Raw genomic sequence first — 24,529 nt, 5'->3', positions numbered from 1 at the left:
AAGCCCTCCGGGCCTGGGCCGTTATTCGTCTTCTAACTCGATGCTGATACCAAGCGAGCGAATCTCTTTCAACAATACGTTGAATGACTCAGGCATGCCTGGATCCATTTCATAGTTACCGCCGACGATGTTCTTGTACATCTTGGTTCGTCCTTCGACGTCGTCTGATTTCACTGTCAACATTTCTTGCAGCGTATATGCCGCACCGTATGCTTCTAGTGCCCAAACTTCCATCTCACCGAAACGCTGACCACCGAACTGTGCTTTACCACCCAGCGGCTGCTGAGTAACAAGGCTGTAAGAACCAGTAGAACGTGCGTGCATCTTGTCGTCTACCAAGTGGTTCAGCTTCAACATGTACATGTAACCAACCGTTACCGGGCGCTCAAACGCGTCACCTGTACGACCGTCGTAAAGGGTGATTTGACCAGACTCTGGTAAATCAGCCATTTTCAGAAGCTCTTTAATTTCAGATTCTTCTGCACCGTCGAACACAGGAGATGCAATAGGTAGACCCGCTTTCAGGTTGTCTGCCAAGCGCAACACTTCATCGTCGCTAAAGCTTGAAATATCAACTTTTTGACGGCCATGACCTAAGTCATATACCTCTTGCAAGAAAGTGCGTAACTTATCTAGCTTTTCTTGCTCAGCAAGCATCTTCTCAATTTTACGCCCAATGCCACGTGCAGCAGCACCTAAGTGCGTTTCAAGAATCTGACCGACGTTCATTCGCGACGGAACACCCAGTGGGTTCAGTACGATGTCGACAGGCTCTCCGTCTTCATCAAACGGCATGTCTTCAATAGGAACAATGGTAGAAATTACACCTTTGTTACCGTGACGACCGGCCATCTTGTCACCCGGCGCTATATCACGCTTAACGGCTAGGTATACTTTTACAATTTTCAGTACACCAGGCTGTAAGTCGTCGCCTTGGGTGATCTTCAGACGCTTCTGCTCGTAACGCTTGTCGTAGTCTGCACGTGTGTCTTCGTATTGCTGTGCAAGTTGCTCAAGGGCCGCTTGGGCTTTCTCGTCCTTCACAGACTGAGAAATCCACTTAGTACGGTCAATGGCAGCAAGCTTCGACTCGTCAAAGCCATTTGCTAATAGCAAGGTACGAACACGGGCAAGAATACCGTCTTCTAAAATCTTAAACTCGTCGGTTAAGTCTTTACGTACTTGAGCAAGTTGCATGGCTTCAATATCTAGCGCACGCTTGTCTTTCTCCAACCCGTCGCGGGTAAATACTTGTACGTCAATAACAGTACCGGTAATACCGTTCGGTACACGCAGTGAGCTGTCTTTCACGTCCGACGCTTTTTCACCAAAAATAGCACGTAGTAGTTTTTCTTCTGGGGTTAACTGGGTTTCACCTTTTGGCGTTACCTTACCCACAAGAATGTCACCACCTTGTACTTCAGCACCAATATAAACAATACCTGACTCGTCAAGCTTGCTTAGTGCAGACTCACCCACGTTCGGGATATCTGCAGTAATTTCTTCAGCGCCTAGTTTGGTGTCACGAGCCGTGCTCGTTAACTCTTGAATGTGAATACTGGTTAAACGGTCTTCTTCAACCACCCGCTCGCTAATAAGAATCGAGTCTTCGAAGTTGTAACCATTCCATGGCATAAAGGCCACGCGCAGGTTCTGACCCAATGCTAGTTCACCTAAGTCCGTTGAAGGACCGTCCGCTAGCACGTCACCACGCATTACCGGTTCGCCAAGGTTTACGCATGGCTTCTGGTTAATACAGGTGTTTTGGTTCGAACGGGTGTACTTGGTTAAGTTATAAATGTCGATACCCGCTTCGCCAGGAAGCATTTCTTCTTCATTTACCTTAACAACAATACGACCAGCGTCTACGTAGTCAACCACACCACCACGGTTAGCAACAACTGTTACGCCCGAGTCAACCGCAACGGTGCGTTCAACACCTGTACCTACTAGAGGCTTGTCTGCGCGCAGGCTTGGAACCGCCTGACGTTGCATGTTCGACCCCATCAATGCACGGTTTGCGTCATCGTGCTCTAGGAATGGGATAAGGCTCGCTGCAATCGACACGATTTGCTGTGGCGCAACGTCCATAAACTGTACTTGGTCGCGCGTGGTTAGAATCGTTTCACCTTCGTGGCGCGACGGTACTAACTCTTCAACAATTTCGTTGTTTTCATTTAGTAAAATGTTCGCCTGGGCGATCATGTACTTGCCTTCTTCAATAGCAGACAAGTACTGCACGTCGTCTGTCACGACACCGTTTTCAACACGGCGGTATGGTGTTTCTAAGAAACCATACTCGTTGGTACGCGAGAACGTCGACAACGAGTTAATTAACCCGATGTTCGGACCTTCTGGCGTTTCAATCGGACATAAACGACCATAGTGCGTTGGGTGTACGTCACGTACTTCGAAACCAGCACGCTCACGGGTTAAACCACCCGGACCAAGCGCTGAAATACGACGCTTGTGCGTTACTTCTGAAAGCGGGTTGTTCTGGTCCATAAACTGAGACAACTGGCTCGAACCAAAGAACTCTTTCACCGCTGCAGAAATAGGCTTCGCGTTAATTAAGTCTTGCGGCATGATGGTGTCTAAGTCGCCTTGGCTTAAACGCTCACGTACAGCACGTTCTACACGGACAAGACCAACACGGAACTGGTTTTCAGCCATTTCACCCACTGAACGAATACGACGGTTACCTAAGTGGTCAATGTCATCCACCACATCAAGGCCGTTTCGAATGTCGATCAGCTTACGCATTGCATCAACAATGTCTTCACGCGTTAGCGTGCCTGGGCCGGTTTCGTCTTCACGACCTAAACGACGGTTAAACTTCATACGACCAACAGTGGACAAGTCGTAGCGCTCAGCCGAGAAGAATAGGTTCTCGAATAGGCCTTCCGCTGCATCTTTTGTTGGTGGCTCGCCTGGACGCATCATGCGGTAAATTTCTACCAGGGCTTCTAATTTATTTTTGCTAGGGTCAATGCGTAGTGTTTCACTAATGTACGCACCGTGGTCTAAGTCATTAATAAATAGTGTTTCAAACTTCTTAAAGCCTGCTGTCGAAAGCTCAGCAAGTACTTCTAAAGTTATAATAGTGTTCGCAGGTGCTATAATTTCACCTGTCTTTTTATTGACGTAGTCTTTCGCAAGCACTTTACCCACTAGGTAGTCGTGCGGCACTTCCATTTCGGTAATGCCTAGCTCACTAATTTGTCTGATATGGCGCGCTGTTACTCGGCGGCCTTTCTCTACAATTAAATCACCCTCTGGTGACTTAATATCAAACAACGCAGTTTCACCACGCAAACGCTCTGGAATTAACGTCATGAAAATTTTGTTACGACGAACTTCAAAGTTTGTTGTTTCAAAGAACAGGTCTAGAATTTCTTCGTCGCTGTATTCAAGGGCACGTAAAATAATGGTCGCAGGTAACTTACGGCGACGGTCAATACGTACGAACACATTGTCTTTCGGGTCTAGCTCAAAGTCGAGCCATGAACCACGGTAAGGAATAACGCGTGCGTTATAAAGTACTTTACCTGACGAATGCGTTTTACCACCATCATGGCTATAAAACACACCTGGAGAACGGTGTAGCTGAGAAACGATGACACGTTCAGTACCGTTAATTACAAAGGTTCCATTGTCAGTCATGAGCGGTACTTCGCCCATGTAAACTTCCTGTTCCTTAATGTCTTTTACTGTGCCGGCCGGAGCGTCTCTGTCGTACACCACTAAACGCAACTTAACGCGTAAAGGTGCAGAGTAAGTAACACCGCGAATTTGACACTCTTTCACGTCAAAAACGGGTTCTCCGAAACGGTAGCTGACGTATTGCAGCTCAGTATTACCGGAATAACTCGCGATCGGGAATACAGAAGCAAATGCAGCTTCTAAACCATATTCACGCTCAGGATCGGGTTCTAAGAACTTTTTAAACGAGTCGAGTTGAATTGAGAGCAAGTAAGGCACTTCTAAAACTTGGGGACGTTTCCCGAAGTCCTTACGGATACGTTTTTTTTCAGAGTAGGAGTACGCCATGGGGTTCCTCAGCTAGCTGATTTCTGACCCAAGCTGGCTATATTCTGCCAGCAGCCAACGGAGTTCGTCACAATCCGTCCGCCTGTGATTCGTTGAAAGGCTAGTAGGGGCACAGGAAACCTACTTTCCTTTTGAGCGCAAAAAGGCTGGTGACTAAAAATCACCAGCCTAAAGCCTTAAACGGCCTTATTGCAAGTCAAGTAACTTACTTAACTTCAACTTCCGCACCGATTTCTTCAAGTTGCTTCTTGATGTCTTCAGCTTCTTCTTTCGATACGCCTTCTTTAACTGCAACTGGTGCAGACTCAACTAGCGCTTTAGCTTCTTTCAAGCCAAGACCAGTGATTCCACGTACAGCTTTGATAGCAGCAACTTTGTTACCGCCAGCGCCAGTTAGCATTACGTCAAATTCAGTTTGCTCTTCTGCAGCAGCGTCGCCACCAGCAGCAGGGCCTGCAGCTACTGCAACAGCAGCAGATGCGTCAACACCAAATTTTTCTTCAGCAGCTTCGATCAGTTCAACCAGATCCATTACTGGCATTTCTGCGATTGCGTTTAAAATATCTTCTTTAGTCAGAGCCATTTCTCTAAACTCCCGGGTTTAAGTTAGTAAAATAAAATTGTTAAGTCGCTTATTTGGCGTCTTTGATTGCTGACAATACGCGAACAAACTTCGTAGGTACTTCGTTGATAGTACGAACAAACTTCGATACAGGCGCTTTGAATGTAGCAAGCAATTTGGCCAAGGCTTCGTCGCGTGTCGGAAGTGATGCAACTGCGTCCAGTTTTTCTGGACCCATTAAACCATTACCGATAGACAGGGCCTTAACTTGTAAGCTTTTGTTTTCCTTTGCAAAGTCCTTAAATAAACGGGCTGCTGCACCAGGGGCTTCAAGAGAGAAACCATAAACAAGAGGGCCTACAAGCGCAGGGTCCATGTCCTCAAACTTCGTGCCTTGTAGTGCGCGTTTTGCCAGTGAGTTCCGAATTACCTTCAGATACACACCTTGCTCACGTGCTTGGCGACGAAGTACGGTCATGTCCGCAACTTCCATACCACGATACTCAGCAACAGCGACGGATAGAGCTGTAGAAGCTACTTCGTTCGTTTCTTTAACGATAAGCTTTTTTGCATCTAAACCTAGTGCCACTAGTATCACCTCTTTTAACTGAGGAACTGGAACATCCAGCCCTCATCGTTACAATTTGGCAGGTTCCCTATAGCTCCCCTACCGCTTTGTCACGGTGAATCTCACCCAGAGAGTCTGAGTCGGATATCACCATCTGCGCAGGCTTTCACGATTAAGTTATTTACTCACGTAAATAACGCCTGCGGTCTTGGATGGGAGCCACCTCAACATAATGTGAGAAGGCGACTCCAACCCTAAAACCTTCCTCTAAAACCCTTAAACGCGGGCATCTAGAGTTGAATCATCAATGTGGACACCTGCACCTTGTGTGGTAGACAGGGTTACACGCTTGATGTAAGAACCTTTTGCTGAAGAAGGCTTGGCTTTCTTCAGAGCAACTAATAGAGCTTCTAAGTTCTCTTTTAGTTTGGCATCTTCAAAGTCTACACGGCCAATGGTGCAGTGGATGATACCATTTTTGTCGTTACGGTAGCGAACCTGACCCGCTTTCGCGTTTTGAACCGCAGTTTCAACGTCAGGAGTAACAGTACCGGTTTTCGGGTTAGGCATTAAACCACGTGGGCCTAATACTTGACCTAGTTGACCAACAACACGCATTGCGTCTGGAGAAGCAACAACAACGTCGAAGTCCATCATGCCGCCTTTTACTTGCTCGGCTAGGTCTTCCATACCAACAAATTCTGCACCAGCAGCTTTTGCTTTTTCAGCGTTGTCGCCAGAAGTAAATACTGCAACACGAACGTCACGGCCTGTGCCGTTAGGTAGTACAGTTGCACCACGAACGTTTTGGTCAGATTTACGAGCGTCGATACCTAGCTTAACAGCTACGTCAACACTTTCAGTGAATTTAGCAGTTGCTAGAGTTTTTAACAAAGCAATGGCTTCGTTAACTTCATAGTCGCGAGTCTTGTCTACTGCTTCGCGAATTGCTTTCATGCGCTTAGTTAAACGTGCCATCTGCTTATCCCTCTACCTTCAAGCCCATTGAACGTGCAGAACCAGCAATTGTGTTTACTGCTGCGTCTAAGTCTGCTGCCGTCAAATCAGGTTCTTTGATGTTTGCAATCTCTTCCAACTGAGCGCGAGTAACTGTACCCACTTTTTCAGTGTTCGGACGGCCAGAACCACTTTTAACGCCTGCGGCTTTCTTCAATAAGTAAGCTGCTGGAGGAGTTTTCGTGATAAAGGTGAAAGAACGGTCTTCAAACACGGTAATTTCAACAGGAATTGGTGAACCCTTTTCCATGCTGTCTGTTTGCGCGTTAAACGCCTTACAGAATTCCATGATGTTAACACCGTGCTGACCTAACGCAGGACCAACGGGTGGTGACGGGTTAGCTGCACCAGCTGCTACTTGCAGCTTAATAATGGCAGTAACTTTTTTAGCCATGATGTATACCTCTTTATTGGGTTAAGCGCCTCGTAGACCTTGAGGAGGACTACTCAAACGGCTACCCGATTATAAAACGGACGCGGATTATAATTCGATCCGCGATCAGAATCAACCTTTTTCGACTTGACTAAAGTCTAAATCGACTGGCGTTGAACGACCAAAAATAGACACGGACACTTTCAAACGGTTCTTTTCGTAGTCTACTTCTTCTACTGTACCGTTGAAGTCTGCGAATGGACCGTCGGTTACGCGGATCATTTCGCCTGGTTCGAACATTGTCTTCGGACGTGGTTTGTCCGCAGTTTCGTCTAAGCGGTTCAGAATGGCTTCTGCTTCTTTCTTCGAAATTGGCGCTGGGCGCTCTGCAGTACCACCAATAAAACCAAGTACTCGAGGTGTGCTTTTCACTAAGTGCCAGGTTTCATCGTCCATGGCCATTTCCACTAACACATAGCCAGGGAAAAATTTACGCTCGGTTTTACGTCGCTGAGTGCCACGCACTTCAATGACTTCTTCCGTAGGTACTAGAATTTCACCGAAGCGGTCTTCCATGTTATGGATTTTAATTTGCTCCGCTAAAATTTTAGCAACACGGCCTTCGTAACCTGAGAAAGCTTGTACTACATACCAACGTTTTTTTATTTCGGTTGTCATTATGCTCTCCCGGTTAATTAAATGTCCATGCCTGCAGCAAAACCTACTACACGCACTAAAATTCCATCAAGGCCCCATAATAGCAGTGCAACAACTAAGGTAACCACAAGCACTATCAGTGTTGTACTGGTTGCTTCTTTACGGGATGGCCACACCACTTTACGAATTTCGAGGCGGCTTTCTTTTGCAAAACCTAAAAACTGTGCGCCGCGAACTGTGGTGGCTAAAGTTCCTGCCGCAGCAAGAACGAGTACAATTACGCCAATAGCACGAAAGGCTACAGCTACATCGCTGAGCATGTTGTTACCGACAACTGCTGCAGCAAGCAAGCCAATTGCGATAATCCACTTTACTGTATCCATTGGATTTGATGTGGTCTCTGTATTTGCACTCATGATTTTTTTATCCTGAATCTTTGCTTTCGCACAGCGTGCCGTATGCACGCAAAAACTGGCAGGGGTGGAGGGACTCGAACCCCCAACCGTCGGTTTTGGAGACCGCCGTTCTACCAATTGGAACTACACCCCTAATATGTCTTCACCCATTTTGTTGCAACACCAACTAATGCAGAAATAGGCATTTAGGAGGAGTTTAAGAATACAACAAGAAGGGACGCGTTATTATACCTATGCCCTGTATAAAGGCAACAACCCACAACAAAAAAGGCGCCCTCAGGCGCCTTTTTAAATCGTTTAAAGATTATTATTGAACAATCTTAGAAACAACACCCGCACCTACTGTACGGCCACCTTCACGGATAGCGAAGCGTAAACCTTCGTCCATCGCGATTGGGGCAATTAGTTCAACAACGAACTTGATGTTGTCACCAGGCATAACCATTTCTACGCCTTCTGGTAATTCTACTGAACCAGTTACGTCCGTTGTACGGAAGTAGAACTGTGGACGGTAGCCTTTAAAGAATGGCGTGTGACGACCACCTTCTTCTTTGCTTAGTACGTATACTTCAGCTTCGAACTTCGAGTGTGGGTTGATTGAACCAGGCTTCGCTAGTACTTGACCACGCTGAATTTCTTCACGCTTGGTACCACGTAGTAGTGCACCGATGTTCTCACCCGCACGACCTTCGTCTAGCATCTTACGGAACATTTCAACACCCGTAACGGTTGTCTTGGTGGTTTCTTTCAAACCAACAATCTCAACTTCGTCACCTGAGTTTACAATACCGCGCTCTACACGACCTGTTACTACTGTACCACGGCCTGAAATAGAGAATACGTCTTCAATTGGTAGCAAGAACGGCTTGTCAATGTCACGCGTAGGCTCTGGAATGTAGCTGTCTAGTGCTTCAGCTAGCTCAATAATCTTCGCTTCCCACTGCTCTTCGCCTTCTAGCGCTTTAAGAGCTGAACCTTGGATAACTGGTAAGTCGTCACCTGGGAATTCGTACTCAGAAAGAAGTTCACGAACTTCCATTTCTACAAGCTCTAGTAGCTCTTCGTCGTCTACCATGTCGCACTTGTTCATGAATACTACGATGTAAGGTACACCTACCTGACGTGAAAGTAGGATGTGCTCACGAGTTTGTGGCATAGGACCATCGGTAGAAGCTACTACTAGAATAGCACCGTCCATTTGCGCAGCACCGGTGATCATGTTCTTAACGTAGTCAGCGTGTCCTGGGCAGTCAACGTGTGCGTAGTGACGCGTTGGTGTGTCGTATTCAACGTGTGACGTTGAAATAGTAATACCACGCTCACGCTCTTCAGGAGCATTGTCGATTGCTGCGTAGTCTTGAGCAGCACCACCGTAGGTTTTTGCCAATACGGTTGCGATTGCCGCAGTCAGGGTAGTTTTACCGTGGTCAACGTGGCCGATAGTACCAACGTTTACGTGCGGCTTAGAACGTTCAAACTTAGCTTTAGCCATGACAGCCTCTCTCTCGAATGCTCGGTGACAGGGTATGCACCAACACTTCTTGAAAATTAATAGGGTTTAATGTTTTAACTTTTACAGGGTAGGAGCTTGAATACTGAAAGGAGACATGGTGCTGATACCCAGAATTGAACTGGGGACCTCACCCTTACCAAGGGTGCGCTCTACCGCCTGAGCTATATCAGCAGTTCTATCTTTCCTTGGAGCGGGTGGCGGGAATCGAACCCGCATCATCAGCTTGGAAGGCTGAGGTAATAGCCATTATACGACACCCGCGTTCAGAATTGGGCTACCTCGGACCTGTAAAAAAAATGGTGGAGGGAGAAGGATTTGAACCTTCGAAGGCTGAGCCGTCAGATTTACAGTCTGATCCCTTTGACCACTCGGGAACCCCTCCACATATTTTTTTCTACTAACTGGTGCCGACACCAAGAGTCGAACTCGGGACCTACTGATTACAAGTCAGTTGCTCTACCAACTGAGCTATGTCGGCACCACCGGTTAGGTGGAGCGCATATTAGGGTATGATTTGCTTTCTTGCAACACCCAAATGCACTTTTTTTTAAGTTTTTTGACTGATCGGTCAAAAATTAGGTGGTTTGTTCAAAAAAGGCGCGAAAACGCGCCTTTTAATTCTTGTTACTATGCATTCTCTGCGAATGGGTGACGCAGTACAATTGTCTCAACACGGTCAGGACCTGTTGAAATAATGTCCATTGGCACACCAAGTAACTCTTCTAGGCGCTTAATATAGGCAATTGCATTGGCTGGCAATTGGTCATATTCAGTCACACCTTCGGTACGATCTGTCCAACCTGGCATGCTTTCATATACAGGCTCAACATTTTCGTAGTCTTCTGCTGCCATAGGCGGCAGGTCTTTTATTGTACCATCGGCTAATTTATAGCCCGTACAAATTTTAATTTCTTCAAGTCCGTCTAACACGTCAAGCTTGGTTAAGCACAAGCCGCTAATCGAGTTCACTTGAATAGCGCGGCGCAAAGCCACTACATCAAACCAACCCGTCCGGCGCTTGCGTCCTGTTGTCGCACCAAACTCATGACCTTTCACACCCAAGTACTGACCAATGTCACAGTCGAGTTCCGTTGGGAATGGGCCCGAGCCTACACGTGTAGTATAGGCTTTTACTATGCCCAGTACATAGTCGAGGTAGCGCGGTCCAAAACCAGCACCTGTGGCTACACCACCCGCTGTCGTGTTCGACGAAGTAACAAACGGGTAAGTACCATGGTCAATATCAAGCAGGGTACCTTGTGCGCCTTCAAACATAATAGCTTTAGCGGCTACACGTGCTTCTTCTAGCAAACCAGGCACGTCACGCACTAATGGACGGAATATTTCAGCCCACTTGTGGCATTCAGCCAGTACGGTTTCAACACATACTTCGTCTTGCTTGTAGTATTCGCGCAACATGAAGTTATGCTCTTTCATTACATCACGGAGCTTTTCTTCTAAACGCTCTGGGTAGAACAAGTCACCCACACGTAACGCACGGCGCGCTACTTTGTCTTCGTAAGCAGGACCAATACCCCGGCCTGTGGTACCAATGGCACGCTCACCTAATGCGGCTTCGCGAGCTTGGTCAATAGCAATGTGATAAGGCAGTATCAATGGGCACGCTTCACTAATATACAAGCGTTCACGTACTGGCACACCACGCGCTTCTAACATGGTTACTTCTTTCATGAGTGCTTCTGGGGAAAGCACAACACCATTACCAATCATGCAGGTTACGTTTTCACGCAAAATACCTGAGGGTACTAAATGCAGAACCGTTTCTTCGCCGTCTATAACAAGCGTGTGTCCAGCATTGTGCCCACCCTGGTAACGTACAACATAGGTTGCCTTGTCAGTTAACAAGTCAACAACCTTACCTTTACCTTCGTCACCCCATTGGGTGCCAAGAATCACTACATTTTTGCCCATGATACTCTTTCAACGTTGAGGAGGAATTTTAGTCCGCAATTCTAACAGAATTCAAAATGATTTTTGCAGACTTTTTGCTCAATCTATACGAATCTGTTGATAATCTTGTGCATTATGGTACAAAGCAAAGCCAAAACGCAGCCTGTCATAACGAAAATCCGTGGCCACGCCCTGCTTTTTAAGCTGCTCTGCTAAAGCCGCAACCTCCGCAGCAGCTTCATCACCCTGCCCCCATCGAAAGGTAAAAAAGTGCCCATGGCGTTCCAAGCCGTTCTCTAACAGAGTCGTTCTATTGAGACGCGCATCGTTCAAGCTGTCTATATGAGCCAGAAATGCGTGCTGCAACGACCGGATATACGCACAAATCCGTTCGGGTGTTAGTCCTTCTTGCTGCCACCAAGCTAACACCGCCGAAAACCGATACAAGGCACTGAGGTCAATAGTTGCACCGGCCATGCACATGCCATTTTGCGCGTAAGCCACTGGGCCTTCCTGGCTTTTTGCTAAGCTGGCAAAGTCAGCAAACCAGCCCGTGTATTCGGGGCGTACCGTGACATCCCTTGGGACAACGGCAAAGCAGCACCCTTCTCCAGCCTGGCCATATTTATAGGCACCAGCTAAATAAAACACCCTGTCAGCATATTCTGACCAGTCCGTGGGAATGGCCGCAAAGCCGTGGTACCCGTCTACCATAATAATGGTGTCGCTCCTTTGCACCCCAGCAAGCCATTCCTTTGGTAAAGGCGCGGCTACACCCGAGTTATAAAACACCTGACTAATAAAGATAAGGTCCCAAGGGCTAGACGCAACAGCTTCAGCCCAACGCACAGCAAAGGTGTCGAATGGCTCTGTTGGAATTCGAACCACTTCCACGTTGCCACGCTCTTCCAGTCGTCGGCTTTGGCGGTTAAAGCTATGGAATTCTGCGTCTGTCGTTAATATGCGTAAGGCTTTGCCGTATGGAAACGCCGAAATGGCACGGTACAAAAGTTCGTGCGTGTTGGGAGCAAACACCACTTGTCCAGGGTCAGGTACATTTAACAAACGGGCAATGCCCTGCTGCACGTAGGGCACTTTTTCCGAAAATAAATAGCCCCACTTTTCGTCAACGTACTGTGCCGAGTCGTCCCAGTACTCCAGTTGTGCTTCCCGCGTTACGTCTGGCCAATAATAATGACTATGCGGCGCACAGTGTAATAAGCCTGGCCGTGCATTTAAAAATCGTGAGTAGTGCTGTTTGTACATGGTTGCTCCTTTCTATGTAACAACGGGCACAAAAAAGGGGCTTAGCAGCCCCTTTTTTTATCGTTTCTGTAGCGTGCTTACTGTGTTCTAGCAGAAGCTTGCAACGAATTAAAGTATTTAAAGAATTCACTGTCTGGGCTAATCACCATCACATTGTCGCCTTGTCCAAAGCTGTTGGTATAGGCTTCAAGGCTACGAATGAACGCAAAGAACTCAGGGTCACGGTTGTAGGTCTGAGCGTAAATCTCAGCTGCTTCCGCGTCACCCTCACCTCGAATTTGGCGCGCTTCACGCTCGGCATCAGCTAGCATGACCGTTACCCGGGCATCAACGTCTGCACGAATAATTTCTGCTTGCTCACGACCTTGCGAACGGTGCTCACGAGCCACCGCTTGACGCTCAGCAATCATACGGTCGAAAATTGCTGTGCTCACTTCGTCTGGTAAGTTAATTTGCTTCACACGTACGTCAATGACCTGAATACCCAAGTCGTTCGAGCCCTCTGAAGCAGTTATTAAGGTTTGCTCCATCAACTCGTCACGGCGCCCCGACACAATGTCGCGAATGGTGCGAGCACCAAATTCAGCACGGAGGCCAGCGTTAATACGGCGAGAAAGTAAGTCTTCTGCTTGACGTTGGTTACCACCACCCGTAGACAGGTAGTAGCGCTCAAAGTCAACGATGCGCCATTTTACAAAGGCGTCAACAATTAAGTCTTTCTTTTCGCTGGTAATATAACGGTCTGCTTGGCCGTCTAAGGTTTTTATCCGTGCGTCTAGTTTTACAATGCGCTCAATGAACGGCAGCTTAAAGTGTAAGCCTGGCTCGTACACAATGGCTTTATTGTTTTCGTCCGTTGCTACCTTACCAAAGCGCACCACAATTCCGCGCTCAGCTTCGTCTACATAGAACAGGGATGAAAAACCCAGCAGTGCAAGTACGACAATAATGACATATACAAAGTTTTTCATGCTTAATTACCTCCTCTGTTGCTGGTTCGTGTAGAACCACGCGAACTCGTTGTTGTGTTCGACGGGCGCTGCGTTGGCGTGCTGTTTTGCCCTTGCTGCTGCGCAGGGGTTACTTGCCGCTGGCGACCTGCCTTTTCCATCAACTTGTCGAGAGGTAAATACATTAAATTATTGCTGCCGTCTGCATCCAAAAATATTTTCGTATTGTTGGCGTAAATACGCTCAAGCGTTTCTAAGAAAATACGTTGACGCGTTACTTCAGGCGCTGCTTTATACTGTGGTAATAGCAAGTCGAAACGAGCCACCTCACCCTGGGCACGTAAAACCACCTGCTCTTTGTACGCTTGTGCTTCTTGTTGCAAGCGACGCACACGTCCACGCGCGGTCGGCTCAATTTCACGAGCATAAGCTTCTGCTTCACGAATAAAGCGCTCTTCGTCTTCCTGAGCTCGAATTGCGTCATCAAATGCATGACGGACTTGCTCTGGCGGACGTGCACCTTGGAAGTTAATGTCGATAACATTTAAGCCCAAGCCGTAACGCTCAATTAAACGGTCGATAATTTCCCAGGTTTGCTGACGTACTTCTTCACGACCTACTGTAAGCACGTTGTCCATGGTGTTGTGACCTACCACGTAACGGAGCGCACTGTCGGTCACTTGCGCCAAGCTCGCTTCTGGGTTTTCCACATTAAACAGATAACCACGCGGCTCTACCACTCGGTACTGTACCGCCATTTCTATGCGCACAACGTTTTCGTCTTCGGTTAACATAAAGCCAGAAGCCTGCAACGAACGAACGTTGTTCACGTCTACATTGGTCACAGTATCAATAAACATAGGGCGCCAGTGTAACCCCGACGACACTTCCGCATGGTAAGCTCCGAAGCGCTGTACTACACCACGCTCCGCTTCTTTCACCGTATAGAAGCCCGAGATAAACCAAATGACCACAAGTAAGATAGCGACAAATCCTAAGCCTTTCGTAGGCATGCTGCCGCCGCCTTTTTTACCGCTGCCACTGCCGCTACCGCCGCCGAGGCCAAGCTTACCCATTAGGTTCTTTAATGCTTCATCTAAATCAGGTGGTCCCTGATCATTTCTCCCCTTGTTATTGCTACCCCAAGGGTCGCGGTCTTTGCCGCCCTTTCCCGGTTCATTCCAGGCCATTGACTACTCCAAGTTTCACTAAGGTCTTAATGGTTACTTGTATATTCAGCATCAAGCACGCTGAACTCGTTTAATTTTTTGCCGTACTGCTTTAAGAGCTTTTGCCATTCTATCATCGGCATACGAACAGATATTAACATATCTCCGCTTTCATGCACGGATTCTGCTTGCACACACTGTAAATTATACAGTTCACCCCGCAGCCTGCCTTCCGACTGGGGCATACGCAGCTGCTTTTCGACCATGCTTGGGGTTAATCGTTCATGCAGCACTTGTTCAAGTAACTCCATTCCCTCGCCCGTTGCTGCCGAAACCCACACCGCTTGCGCCACGCCCTCGTCGTCATAGTCTATGCGCGGCACCACGCCTTTCACTGCATCTACTTTATTCATAACCAGTAGCTGCGGTATTTGGTCTGCGCCAATGTCTGCTAACACACCATTCACTTCCTGCTTGTTTTCCGTATATCGTTCGTCGGCTGCATCTATCACATGCAGCAGCAGGTTCGCGTCTCGGGTTTCTGTCAAGGTTGCTTTAAAGGCAGCCACCAGGTCGTGGGGTAAGTGCCGAATAAAGCCCACCGTGTCGGCAAACACCACAGGCCCAATGTCACCTAGGTCAAACTTACGAATGGTGGGGTCGAGAGTGGCAAATAATTGGTCCGCAGCGTACACATCCGAGCCAGTTAACCGGTTAAATAAAGTGGACTTACCCGCGTTGGTATACCCCACTAAAGACACTGTGGGTATTTCCGCCCGTAAGCGCGAGCGACGGCCTTGCTCGCGTTGCTTCGCCACTCGGTTTAACCGTGTACTTAACTTTTTCATGCGCTCGCGAATTAAGCGGCGGTCCGTTTCCAGTTGCATTTCACCTGGGCCACGCATACCCACACCGCCCTTTTGGCTTTGCAGGTAAGTGCGGCCATGCACCAAGCGCGTCGACTTATGCCGCAGCTGCGCCAACTCCACTTGCAACTTACCTTCGTGGGTTCGGGCTCGCTGGGCAAAAATGTCCAGAATCAAGTCGGTTCTGTCAATGACACGACAGCCAAAAAGGTTTTCTAAATTGCGCTCTTGCGAGGGGGTTAACGCATGGTTAAAAATAACCACTTGCGCTTGGCTCGCTTCCACGGCCATGGCAATTTCTTCAGCCTTGCCAGCACCAACAAATAGGCGTGCGTCCGGTGCGGAGCGCGAACCCGTTATAACGGTAGCCGCTTCTACACCCGCTGATGAAACTAATAGTTTAAGCTCTTCTAAGTCTTCTCTGGCAGACTCTGCAACAAAAGTTACATGCACCAGTACGGCTTGCTCGCCTTCTTCATGCCTGTTTAACAAGCAAGCACTCTCCTTCACCCAATAGGGGGACTATCATGTGTGGTCGTCGGCACCTGTGTCAGACTGTGGTGGGTACTGCGTAGGTATACGCGACGGTACAACGGTTGAAATGGCGTGTTTATACACCATTTGGCTCACTGTGTTTTTCAATAACACAACGAATTGATCGAATGACTCAATTTGACCTTGCAGCTTAATGCCGTTTACTAGGTAAATTGAAACAGGTATGCGCTCCCGTCTAAGTGCATTCAAGAACGGGTCTTGTAATGTTTGTCCCTTCGCCATGTTATTTTTCCTATAGCTCATTATTAGTATTATTGGTACAGCTTATTAAGTATGGGTGCTATGTGCTATTTTTCAACCACTTTTGGTGAAACAAGGGCAAATTATTTTTACTTAGGCTGGCTGCCAAATGTCGGGGCGAGTAGGCGCTTGGCTTAATAAGGTGTGCGCCCGTTCAAGCAAATGGCCTTCCGTTGGGTCTAGCCACGTGAGCTCGGGCCACGAACGCAGCCAGGTAATTTGCCGCTTAGCTAGCTGACGGGTAGCAATAATCCCGCGCTCGCGCATTTCTGCAGCGCTTAGTTCCCCTTCCAGGTGTTGCCACATTTGCCGATAACCCACACAACGCATGGAAGGCATATTCAAATGCAAGTCGCCCCGTGCCCGCAAGGCTTCAACCTCCGCTTGAAAGTTTTGCGCCAACATTTGGTCGAAGCGCAACGCAATACGTTCATGCAACACTTTCCTGTCTGCCGGCGCTACAGCTATTTGCCAAGTGGGCAGGTGTAAGCCCGGTTGGTGTTGTTTAATATGCTCCGTTAAGGTTTGCCCTGACACCCGGTACACTTCCAACGCACGCATCAGGCGCTGTGGATCGTTCGGGTGAATACGTGCGGCACTGTCGGGGTCTATGGCCGCCAACTGTTGGTGCAGAACGTCCCAACCTTGCGTGTCGGCTTCCTCTTGAATGTCTGCACGAATTGCACTGTCGGCACTTGGTAACTTGGCCATGCCAGCCAATAAGGCTTTGTAATACAGCATGGTTCCACCCACCAGCAATGGGGTTTTCCCAGCTGCTATTGTCTCTTGTATTAAACGGGTGGCGTCGGCTGCAAACTGCGCCGCCGAATAACTTTCCGCAGGGTCGCAAATATCAATTAAACGGTGCGGGTACTGCGCTTGTTCTGCTGCCGTTGGCTTTGCGGTGCCAATGTCCATACCACGATAAATCAAGGCCGAATCTACGCTAATAATTTCGCAGGGCATGGTGTCGTATAAAGCCATGGCTAATGCGGTTTTGCCCGCTGCCGTTGGCCCGGAAATACAAATAACCCCGTCACCTGCTTGTATCATGTTAACGCCTGCTGCCAGTCGAGTGGAAAAATAGTGGGTCGTTGTGTCGGCGCCAGCTGCTGCCAATACTGCTGCACTCGCTCTGACTTCATGGGCTCAACGCCTTGTTGCGCCAACCAGTCTACCACATCTGGCCGTTCGTCTATGCTTAAGTTTTCAGGTTGCTGAGCCAAGCAGGCCAACAATGCCGGCACGGTTTCTGCTACCGCTGTGCGGCGTAAAATAGCAGGCACCTGCACAATGGCGCATTGGTCGTTGTTCACCCGCTTTAGTTGCACACCCAACCGACTTAAGTGGCTTTCGTATTTGGCCAACGTTGTGGCCACGTCCGGAATAGCTACTTGTGTTGGCAGCAACAGCGGTTGGCCGCTTAAACCTGTTTGTAGCGCCAGTGCTAATTTGTCTCGCACTACCGCCGCCTGCAACTCTGCTTGTTTCACTAGCCCTAGCTGTTCGCCTTTGGCCAGTAAAACCCAGTCTGTATTTAACACATACACTGGCTGCCAATCGGTGCTGTCGGCGGTAGTGGCCATAGCCCCCGCCCCTTCAGCCGCCGCTGGGGTAGCCAGCATTTTCTGCCAACTGTCTGCTGCAACACGCGACACAGGCCCGGCACCCGAGGAAGGTCGGCCCACAGGGCTCATAGCTCGCTGCCCCTGAGGTGCGACATACTGGCTTGGGTCTGGCGCTCGGTAATGGTGCTGAGGCGACTCATGCGCCATATCCGGCGCCTCGCCCGCATACTGGGCCAAGGCGTCTCGCAGTGTGGTAAAAACAAAGTCGTGCACTTGCCGCGACTGGTGGAAGCGCACTTCATGTTTCGCTGGGTGCACGTTTACGTCCACATCACGAGCGGGCAAGGTGAAATAAAGCACGAACGAAGGCTGCCTGTCTTCCGGTAATTGCTCACCATAAGCTTGACGTACCGCATGGTTTAACAGGCGGTCACGCATCATGCGGTCGTTCACGTAAAAATACTGCACATCGTTTTGGTGACGGCACACGTCCGGTGGAGAAAGCCAGCCATACAGTTTTAAGTCGCCATAACTTTGTTCTAAATAAATGGCTTCTTCAGCAAAGCGCTTGCCCACAATACGGCCAATCCGTGTCAAGGGGTCTGCTTGTTCGCGCAGAGCTGGGTAATGGCGCACCGACTGACCATTGTGGTTTAAACGAAAGCTTACGTTTGGGTAGGCCAAGGCAATGCGCCGCACCACCTCTTCAATATGCCCAAACTCTGTTTTGTCGGTGCGTAAAAACTTGCGCCGAGCCGGCGTATTAAAAAACAAGTCTTCCACATCCACAGAGGTACCAATTGGGTGGGCACTTGGCTCCACCACAACGGCCATGTCTCGACCTTCACAAAAAGCGCTAAAGGCCGATTCTTGTTCGGCAGTGCGAGACACCAAGCGTAACCGCGACACGGAACTAATACTGGCTAAAGCCTCGCCCCGGAAGCCCAAGCTCATAATAGCTTCCAAGTCATCGAGAGAGCTAATTTTACTGGTGGCATGTCGGCTTAATGCCAGTGTTAGTTCTTCCTGTGGAATGCCTTTACCGTTGTCACGAATTAACATACGGCGGCTTCCACCTTTTTCAATGTCGACAACAATGTCCGTGGCACCCGCGTCTAAGCTGTTCTCAACCAGCTCTTTAATAACCGAAGCGGGCCGCTCTACAACTTCACCTGCGGCAATTTGGTTCGCAAGTTGTGTCGGCAATAATTGAATGGGCATAGCAACTCTTAAAACACAGTTAAGTGGTGGGTATCTGCAACTCTTGGCCGATACGAATACGGGTATTATTTAAGTTATTTAAGCGCACAATGGCGTCGACTGTGGTGTTATAACGCTCTGCTAAACGGGAAAGAGACTCACCCCGCTGCACCACATGGCGCTGCTCTTTTAAATTCGCCAAGGCAGTGCCGTCTATAGGGTGGCGAATAAAGTGGGTACGCAAGCCAGAATACAGGGCATTGGCCAGCTTTTCTTGGTGCGCAGCGCTTTTTAAAAGCCGTTCTTTATGGGGGTTCGAAATAAAGCCCAGCTCCACCAGCACCGAGGGTGTACCTATATTGCTTAGCACCGCAAAACTTGCCCCCTGGGGCTTGGGTCGGTGCAACGTAGTCACCCGCCCCAATTCTGCTAGTAAAATCTCGGCAGCTAAGGAGCCATCTTGCATGGAGTCATCGCGCCGCATATCCAGCAGCGCTCGCACCAAATGTGGGTCGTTGCCATTTTGGTGTAGCGTTGGCTCTAGTTCGTAAAGCTCTTCACTTAAACGCTCTTTGTCTTCCAGTGCTCGACCATACTCGGTTTCTGAACGGCGTCGTGACAACACCCAAACCGAAGCACCCCGTGGTTGCGGCGAAGTAAATGCGTCCGCATGAATAGAAATAAAGAAGTCCCCCCGCGCTTTACGAATGGCAGAGGCTCGCTGCCCAAGAGACATACTGTAGTCGCTGCGGCGCGTCAAAACAGCTTCCATATTCGGGTCGGCGTTAATTTTGGCCGCTAGGCGTTTAGCCACAGCGAGGGTGACTATTTTTTCGTAGGTTCCCGCCGGCCCAATCGAGCCCGGATCCTGCCCTCCGTGCCCTGCATCTATCACCACCACCACAGGTCGGTTTTCACTTCGTTCAGCCGTACGTATTATTTGCGGTTCAGCCGCCACTTCGAGCGACTCACCAGGTAGGTCAACCACCACACGGTGGCCATAAGGTCCGTTTGGCGCAAGCGTATAGATCTCTGGCGAAACTCGCTTAGTCACTTCGAGTACAACCCGGTAGTCCCCTGCGGCCTTGGGGCTGCTTGGGCGAATTTTTGTCAGCAACAGTGTATTGGCTTCCACAGTGTTTAAATCCACCGTGTTGCGGGTGTTTTGGAAGTCAATTACAATCCGCTTCGGCCCGTTTTCATACAAGGTGAAGTAGGTAAACTTTGTTTCCGCACTTACGTCAAAAACCACCCGAGTATTGTCCGGCGAAGGCCATACCCGCACCTTATCTATGGTGGCTGCCGAGGCGGCCGTGGCCGTTGCAATACACGCAATGCAAATAAGGGCTACATACTTCAATGTGACAAGGCTTTTTATTTTTATCATGCGCTGCTTTTAAGTAATTGTTCCCCTGCCGGAGTTAAGGCTTCTAAACGCACTTCACGTGCGGGGTTACCTGTGTCCGAACGGGCCGGCGAAAAATGCACTGCTAAGTCAGGGCTTGGTAGTACCCCCATGCCTCGCTCGGGCCATTCAATTAAACACAAACTGTCATTAGCAAAGTAATCACGAATGCCCATAAATTCAAGCTCTTCTGGGTCGCTTAAACGGTAAAGGTCAAAGTGATACACCTGCCATTGCTGAAGCTGGTACGGCTCTACCAAGGTATAGGTTGGGCTTTTCACCGCCCCTTCATGGCCTAAAGCCTGAATAAAACCCCGGGAAAATGTGGTTTTACCCATGCCTAAGTCGCCATGCAATGTAATCACAACGGCTTGTTCACAAGCGTTTGCTAAGGCTGCGCCTAAGGCCAACGTGGCCGCTTCATCAGCTAAATGTATTGCCTTCATTCGGGTTCATCCATCGTACTATATGAGTCATCAAGTCGCTGGCGCATAAGCCACGTGTTACTTTTTCGTCTGTGTGAAAGCTACTCGCCACACATTCACCAGCCAGGCCGTGCACTAACACGCCGATGCAAGCCACTTGCCACTGGCTTAAGCCTAAAGCCTCAGCTTGTGCCCACACCCCTGCTGTTATGCCCGTTAATACGTCGCCTGTACCCGCCGAAGCCAAAGCTGCCGAGCCCGCGGTACATACCGCCACCCGTTCTTTGTCTTGCACCAAGGTGCCAGACCCTTTTAACACCACAGTGCCGCCATAGGTTTCTTGCAGTGACTTGGCACTTTCCCAGCGGTTTGCTTGAATGCTTTTATTGTCGCTATCCAGCAACGTTGCCGCTTCACCTGGGTGCGGCGTTAAAATCCAGTTGTTTCGTTTGAGCTGGGCTTGGGCTAAAAAGTTCAATGCGTCCGCGTCGACCACCATAGGTTTACTCGAAGCTAACACGCTTACCCATAAGCCCTGGGCCCAGTCGCTTTGCCCTAATCCTGGCCCCACAGCCACTACATCTACGCCGGTTAACAAGCGTTCTAGTTCGGCGGCATCTTCTTCGTTGCGCGTGTCCAAGCCCAGCACCATCAGCTCAGGCACACCCACCACCAGCTCTTCTTGGCCCGGTTCACACACCACAGTCACCTTGCCAGCACCACTACGCAGCGCCGCTTCACCTGCTAAACGTACCGCCCCCGCCATTCCTCGCTGGCCACCCACAACCAGCACGTGGCCATAAAGTCCTTTGTGGCTTTGCTCTTTCCGTTTTGGCAACCAAGCACGCAGCTGCTTCGACTCTAACCGCCACGCGGCCGGTACCACCTCTTCTTCAATGGCCGTGGCTAAGCCTAGGTCTGCATACCAAAGTTGGCCACAGTAGTCGCGAGCGTCTGCTGTATATAGCCCTCGCTTCATGCCAATAAAGCTAATGGTGTGCGTTGCCTGTACGGCCACCCCCATTGCTTGCCCTGTGTCACCGTGCAGCCCACTGGGTATGTCCACAGCCAATACGGGCAGCTTGCGCGCATTTATGCTTTCAATGGTGGTTGCATAAATGCCCCGCACACGGCTGTTTAAGCCAGTACCAAATAAGGCGTCGACCACCACGTCGGCTTCTGCTTCTGGCCAAGCACTTAAAGGCTCTATTTCACCGCCGTTCTCTAACCATAAGTTTAGCGCCAACGCCGCCTCCAGGCTTTGCTTTTCAAAAGCGCCTGTTTCAGCAAACAAGCGCACCTGGTAGCCCGCTTGTTGCGCAATCGTGGCCACAACCAAACCGTCGCCACCATTATTGCCTGGGCCACACAGCACCGCCACTGTGGTTGGAATTGAATAATGCTGCCTTAGACATCTGAATACGGCTTGCCCCGCACGCTCCATAAGCTGCCACATGGTCAGGCCTTCGCGCTCAGCTGCAGCACTTTCGTTGCGCTGAATCTGCTCTGGCGAAAAAAGCGGGTGTAAGCTAAATTCTTCAGTCATAGTTCATCCTTTTTTATTGCATTATCCATTTATAAGCTGTTTAAGGCTTAAAGTAACCTATTACTTGTTCGTTCGCAGCTGTTGGCTGAGCTTCATTCTTTTGCGTTGCGTCACGCTCGCTAATTTTATAATTACACGACACACACTCCACGTGCTCTTGCCCACCTTCTTCGTACAGCATTAAGCTGTCGTCGTCTTTACACTCTGGGCATACAGAGCCCGCTATAAAACGTTTACGTGTTCGGGCCATAACGTTCTGTTTCCTTCTCTTGTCTCTAACAATGCGTAGCTAAAACCAGTATCATGCGGACTTACGCTTCCACTTAATAACCATCAGAAATTCTATGATCAAAGCTGAAAACCTAAGTTTGATGCGCGGCAGTAAGCAACTCCTTACCGATGCACAGTTTACCATCTTTCCGGGCCAACGTGTCGGCTTAGTCGGTGCCAATGGCACAGGCAAGTCGTCGCTGTTTGCTTTGCTGCAAGGAAAGCTCAAGCAAGATCACGGTGAACTTGGGTTACCAAAAGCCTGGCGTATTGCCAGTGTGGCTCAGGAAACCCCGGCCCTAGACACGCCCGCGCAGGAGTACGTTATAGCGGGCGACACCGAATATACGCAGGTACAGGCAGCCCTTGCCCAAGCCGAAGCAGACAACGACGGCCATGCCATTGCAAATTTACATGGCCAGCTGGACACCATTGGTGGTTATCAAATTGAAGCGCGCGCAGCTTCTTTGCTTGCAGGCCTTGGCTTTACCACAGAACAACTGACCCACCCGGTTCGGTCTTTCTCGGGCGGGTGGCGAATGCGGCTCAACCTCGCCCAAGCGCTCATAGCCCGAGCCGACCTGCTGCTACTGGACGAACCCACCAACCACCTCGACTTAGACACCATTATTTGGTTGGAAGGTTGGCTCACCCGTTTCCCGGGCACCGTGATGATCATTTCCCACGACCGCGACTTTCTGGATGGTGTGATTACCCACACCATCCACATTGAACAGGGCACCACCCACAGCTACAACGGCAACTACTCCAGCTTTCAGCGCCAGCGTGTTGAACGCCGGGCTCAAGCTCAGCAGCAATTCGACAAGGAGCAGACTCAGCGTGCGCACCTGCAAAGCTTTGTCGACCGCTTCCGGGCAAAAGCCAGTAAAGCCAAGCAAGCTCAAAGCCGCTTAAAGGCTTTAGAAAAGCTTACGGCGACCGCACCTATTGACGAGTCCAACAGTTACGACCTTACGTTCCCCAAGCCCGACAAGCTACCAAACCCGCTCATTAAGCTCGACCAGGTGCAAGCGGGGTATGGCGACACTGTGATACTTTCGGCTATTCAATTAAACCTGGTGCCTGGCAGCCGGATTGGTTTGTTAGGCCGTAATGGCGCGGGGAAGTCCACCTTAACCAAACTGCTGGCGGGTGAATTACAGCCCCTGCAAGGCGAACGCGAGCCCAGTGCCGGCCTTGCCATTGGCTACTTTGCCCAGCATCAGTTAGACACCTTGCACCCAGAAGAAACCGCCATGGCCCATTTGCTGCGCATAGCGCCGAAAGCTTCAGAGCAAAGCCTGCGCGACTACCTTGGCCGATTTGGCTTTAAAGGCGACCGAGCCTTTGAGCCCGTGGCACCTTTCTCTGGGGGTGAAAAAGCCCGGCTGGTATTAGCCCTGCTTATATACCAGCGACCAAACTTATTACTGCTGGATGAGCCCACCAACCACCTCGACCTCGACATGCGTGAAGCCTTGGTTATGGCACTGCAAGAATTTACCGGTGCTATGGTGGTGGTGTCTCACGACCGCCACTTCCTGCGAGCCACTGTCGACGACTATTACTTAGTGGCTGACCGAGCCGTTGAGCCTTTTAAAGGCGACCTCGACGACTACAGCCGCTGGTTAAACGAACAAAACTCTTCAATTGAAGACTCGTGTGACGCGGCCTCTAAAAGCACCACCAACAGCGACAGCCGCGATCAAAAGCGCCAACAACGCCAAGCCGCAGCAGCACAACGCCAACTGTTACAACCTATACGCAATAAAATTAAAAAAACAGAACAAGCCATGGAACGTCTTAGCGAAGCCTTAGACGAAATTAACACCCAGTTAGCAGACCCTGAGATATACCAAAATACACCCGCAGACCAACTACAAGCCTTATTTCAGCAGCAAGGTAAGTTACAAAGTGAGTTGGAGCAGGTGGAAGCCGAATGGCTTGAATTGGAAGCAGAGTACGAGCAGCTCAGCTAGCTGCTCGCCCCTTTTTTACATGG

At 49.5% G+C, this 24,529-nt stretch carries 21 protein-coding genes and 5 tRNA genes; 1 reads left to right on the top strand and 25 read right to left on the bottom strand.

Annotated elements, in window-relative coordinates:
* Positions 1-21: 21 nt before the first annotated feature.
* The 25 genes from rpoB to CWE15_RS05045 form a co-directional block, all read right to left on the bottom strand.
* Entirely contained in the window at positions 22-4,050 is a 4,029-nt protein-coding gene (gene rpoB, locus CWE15_RS05165; RefSeq protein WP_126757014.1) for a DNA-directed RNA polymerase subunit beta, read from the bottom strand.
* A 205-nt stretch (positions 4,051-4,255) separates the two neighbouring features.
* Positions 4,256-4,633 (bottom strand): 50S ribosomal protein L7/L12, encoded by a 378-nt coding sequence (gene rplL / locus CWE15_RS05160; protein WP_126757013.1) that lies wholly within the window; start codon positions 4,631-4,633, stop codon positions 4,256-4,258.
* A 49-nt stretch (positions 4,634-4,682) separates the two neighbouring features.
* A complete protein-coding gene (gene rplJ, locus CWE15_RS05155) occupies positions 4,683-5,201 on the bottom strand; it encodes a 50S ribosomal protein L10 (protein ID WP_126757012.1) in 519 nt (172 codons plus the stop codon).
* 255 nt (positions 5,202-5,456) lie between these two features.
* Positions 5,457-6,158 (bottom strand): 50S ribosomal protein L1, encoded by a 702-nt coding sequence (gene rplA / locus CWE15_RS05150; RefSeq protein ID WP_126757011.1) that lies wholly within the window; start codon positions 6,156-6,158, stop codon positions 5,457-5,459.
* Positions 6,159-6,162: 4 nt separating this feature from the next.
* Positions 6,163-6,591: a 50S ribosomal protein L11 gene (gene rplK / locus CWE15_RS05145; RefSeq protein ID WP_126757010.1), complete on the bottom strand. Its 429-nt coding sequence runs from the start codon at positions 6,589-6,591 to the stop codon at positions 6,163-6,165.
* Between the two features lie 111 nt (positions 6,592-6,702).
* A complete protein-coding gene (gene nusG / locus CWE15_RS05140) occupies positions 6,703-7,248 on the bottom strand; it encodes a transcription termination/antitermination protein NusG (RefSeq protein WP_126757009.1) in 546 nt (181 codons plus the stop codon).
* A gap of 17 nt (positions 7,249-7,265) precedes the next feature.
* Positions 7,266-7,643, bottom strand: a complete 378-nt coding sequence (gene secE / locus CWE15_RS05135) for a preprotein translocase subunit SecE (RefSeq protein WP_126757008.1) — start codon at positions 7,641-7,643, stop codon at positions 7,266-7,268.
* 56 nt (positions 7,644-7,699) lie between these two features.
* Positions 7,700-7,776 (bottom strand) — tRNA-Trp (locus CWE15_RS05130).
* A 174-nt stretch (positions 7,777-7,950) separates the two neighbouring features.
* Positions 7,951-9,135, bottom strand: a complete 1,185-nt coding sequence (gene tuf, locus CWE15_RS05125) for an elongation factor Tu (protein WP_126757007.1) — start codon at positions 9,133-9,135, stop codon at positions 7,951-7,953.
* A gap of 116 nt (positions 9,136-9,251) precedes the next feature.
* Positions 9,252-9,327, bottom strand: a tRNA-Thr gene (locus CWE15_RS05120).
* Between the two features lie 15 nt (positions 9,328-9,342).
* Positions 9,343-9,417 (bottom strand) — tRNA-Gly (locus CWE15_RS05115).
* A gap of 36 nt (positions 9,418-9,453) precedes the next feature.
* Positions 9,454-9,538: transfer RNA gene (locus CWE15_RS05110), tRNA-Tyr, on the bottom strand.
* Between the two features lie 20 nt (positions 9,539-9,558).
* Positions 9,559-9,634 (bottom strand) — tRNA-Thr (locus CWE15_RS05105).
* A 149-nt stretch (positions 9,635-9,783) separates the two neighbouring features.
* Positions 9,784-11,088 (bottom strand): adenylosuccinate synthase, encoded by a 1,305-nt coding sequence (locus tag CWE15_RS05100; RefSeq protein ID WP_126757006.1) that lies wholly within the window; start codon positions 11,086-11,088, stop codon positions 9,784-9,786.
* Positions 11,089-11,166: 78 nt separating this feature from the next.
* On the bottom strand, positions 11,167-12,333 hold the full coding sequence (locus CWE15_RS05095) for an aminotransferase class V-fold PLP-dependent enzyme (RefSeq protein ID WP_126757005.1): 1,167 nt from the start codon (positions 12,331-12,333) through the stop codon (positions 11,167-11,169).
* Positions 12,334-12,410: 77 nt separating this feature from the next.
* Positions 12,411-13,304: a protease modulator HflC gene (gene hflC, locus CWE15_RS05090; RefSeq protein WP_126757004.1), complete on the bottom strand. Its 894-nt coding sequence runs from the start codon at positions 13,302-13,304 to the stop codon at positions 12,411-12,413.
* A 2-nt stretch (positions 13,305-13,306) separates the two neighbouring features.
* Positions 13,307-14,473, bottom strand: coding sequence for an FtsH protease activity modulator HflK (gene hflK / locus CWE15_RS05085; RefSeq protein ID WP_126757003.1), 1,167 nt, complete (start codon positions 14,471-14,473; stop codon positions 13,307-13,309).
* Positions 14,474-14,499: 26 nt separating this feature from the next.
* Positions 14,500-15,810: a ribosome rescue GTPase HflX gene (gene hflX, locus CWE15_RS05080; RefSeq protein WP_126757002.1), complete on the bottom strand. Its 1,311-nt coding sequence runs from the start codon at positions 15,808-15,810 to the stop codon at positions 14,500-14,502.
* A gap of 33 nt (positions 15,811-15,843) precedes the next feature.
* Entirely contained in the window at positions 15,844-16,095 is a 252-nt protein-coding gene (gene hfq, locus CWE15_RS05075) for an RNA chaperone Hfq (RefSeq protein WP_126757001.1), read from the bottom strand.
* 111 nt (positions 16,096-16,206) lie between these two features.
* On the bottom strand, positions 16,207-17,166 hold the full coding sequence (miaA, locus tag CWE15_RS05070) for a tRNA (adenosine(37)-N6)-dimethylallyltransferase MiaA (RefSeq protein WP_126757000.1): 960 nt from the start codon (positions 17,164-17,166) through the stop codon (positions 16,207-16,209).
* Positions 17,163-18,902 carry a DNA mismatch repair endonuclease MutL gene (gene mutL / locus CWE15_RS05065; protein WP_126756999.1) on the bottom strand — a complete coding sequence of 580 codons (1,740 nt, stop codon included), beginning with the start codon at positions 18,900-18,902 and terminating at the stop codon, positions 17,163-17,165. The genes miaA and mutL overlap by 4 nt, the downstream gene beginning before the upstream one ends.
* A gap of 19 nt (positions 18,903-18,921) precedes the next feature.
* Entirely contained in the window at positions 18,922-20,268 is a 1,347-nt protein-coding gene (locus CWE15_RS05060) for an N-acetylmuramoyl-L-alanine amidase (protein ID WP_126756998.1), read from the bottom strand.
* Positions 20,265-20,732, bottom strand: coding sequence for a tRNA (adenosine(37)-N6)-threonylcarbamoyltransferase complex ATPase subunit type 1 TsaE (gene tsaE, locus CWE15_RS05055; RefSeq protein WP_126756997.1), 468 nt, complete (start codon positions 20,730-20,732; stop codon positions 20,265-20,267). Before tsaE ends, CWE15_RS05060 begins: the two co-directional genes overlap by 4 nt.
* Positions 20,710-22,257 carry an NAD(P)H-hydrate dehydratase gene (locus CWE15_RS05050; protein WP_126756996.1) on the bottom strand — a complete coding sequence of 516 codons (1,548 nt, stop codon included), beginning with the start codon at positions 22,255-22,257 and terminating at the stop codon, positions 20,710-20,712. Before CWE15_RS05050 ends, tsaE begins: the two co-directional genes overlap by 23 nt.
* A 40-nt stretch (positions 22,258-22,297) precedes the next feature.
* Positions 22,298-22,507, bottom strand: coding sequence for a YheV family putative zinc ribbon protein (locus CWE15_RS05045; protein ID WP_126756995.1), 210 nt, complete (start codon positions 22,505-22,507; stop codon positions 22,298-22,300).
* A 94-nt stretch (positions 22,508-22,601) separates the two neighbouring features.
* Here CWE15_RS05045 and CWE15_RS05040 point away from each other — a divergent pair, with 94 nt between their 5' ends.
* Positions 22,602-24,506 carry an ATP-binding cassette domain-containing protein gene (locus CWE15_RS05040; RefSeq protein ID WP_126756994.1) on the top strand — a complete coding sequence of 635 codons (1,905 nt, stop codon included), beginning with the start codon at positions 22,602-22,604 and terminating at the stop codon, positions 24,504-24,506.
* Positions 24,507-24,529: the final 23 nt, after the last annotated feature.

Origin of the sequence: Aliidiomarina taiwanensis (genome assembly GCF_003987015.1) — a bacterium.
GTDB lineage: Bacteria > Pseudomonadota > Gammaproteobacteria > Enterobacterales > Alteromonadaceae > Aliidiomarina > Aliidiomarina taiwanensis.
The sequence above is the reverse complement of the archived record's forward strand: the minus strand, read 5'-3'. Positions and strand labels throughout refer to the sequence as shown.

Coding starts and splice junctions, on each gene's coding strand:
- hflK (WP_126757003.1), bottom strand. CDS start 14,473: ATGGCCTGGAATGAACCGGGAAAGGGCGGCAAAGACCGCGACCCTTGG.
- CWE15_RS05060 (WP_126756998.1), bottom strand. CDS start 20,268: ATGATAAAAATAAAAAGCCTTGTCACATTGAAGTATGTAGCCCTTATT.
- CWE15_RS05095 (WP_126757005.1), bottom strand. CDS start 12,333: ATGTACAAACAGCACTACTCACGATTTTTAAATGCACGGCCAGGCTTA.
- hfq (WP_126757001.1), bottom strand. CDS start 16,095: ATGGCGAAGGGACAAACATTACAAGACCCGTTCTTGAATGCACTTAGA.
- nusG (WP_126757009.1), bottom strand. CDS start 7,248: ATGACAACCGAAATAAAAAAACGTTGGTATGTAGTACAAGCTTTCTCA.
- rplA (WP_126757011.1), bottom strand. CDS start 6,158: ATGGCACGTTTAACTAAGCGCATGAAAGCAATTCGCGAAGCAGTAGAC.
- miaA (WP_126757000.1), bottom strand. CDS start 17,166: ATGATACAAGCAGGTGACGGGGTTATTTGTATTTCCGGGCCAACGGCA.
- tuf (WP_126757007.1), bottom strand. CDS start 9,135: ATGGCTAAAGCTAAGTTTGAACGTTCTAAGCCGCACGTAAACGTTGGT.
- CWE15_RS05045 (WP_126756995.1), bottom strand. CDS start 22,507: ATGGCCCGAACACGTAAACGTTTTATAGCGGGCTCTGTATGCCCAGAG.
- CWE15_RS05040 (WP_126756994.1), top strand. CDS start 22,602: ATGATCAAAGCTGAAAACCTAAGTTTGATGCGCGGCAGTAAGCAACTC.
- CWE15_RS05050 (WP_126756996.1), bottom strand. CDS start 22,257: ATGACTGAAGAATTTAGCTTACACCCGCTTTTTTCGCCAGAGCAGATT.
- secE (WP_126757008.1), bottom strand. CDS start 7,643: ATGAGTGCAAATACAGAGACCACATCAAATCCAATGGATACAGTAAAG.
- rpoB (WP_126757014.1), bottom strand. CDS start 4,050: ATGGCGTACTCCTACTCTGAAAAAAAACGTATCCGTAAGGACTTCGGG.
- tsaE (WP_126756997.1), bottom strand. CDS start 20,732: ATGAAGGCAATACATTTAGCTGATGAAGCGGCCACGTTGGCCTTAGGC.
- rplK (WP_126757010.1), bottom strand. CDS start 6,591: ATGGCTAAAAAAGTTACTGCCATTATTAAGCTGCAAGTAGCAGCTGGT.
- mutL (WP_126756999.1), bottom strand. CDS start 18,902: ATGCCCATTCAATTATTGCCGACACAACTTGCGAACCAAATTGCCGCA.
- CWE15_RS05100 (WP_126757006.1), bottom strand. CDS start 11,088: ATGGGCAAAAATGTAGTGATTCTTGGCACCCAATGGGGTGACGAAGGT.
- hflC (WP_126757004.1), bottom strand. CDS start 13,304: ATGAAAAACTTTGTATATGTCATTATTGTCGTACTTGCACTGCTGGGT.
- rplL (WP_126757013.1), bottom strand. CDS start 4,633: ATGGCTCTGACTAAAGAAGATATTTTAAACGCAATCGCAGAAATGCCA.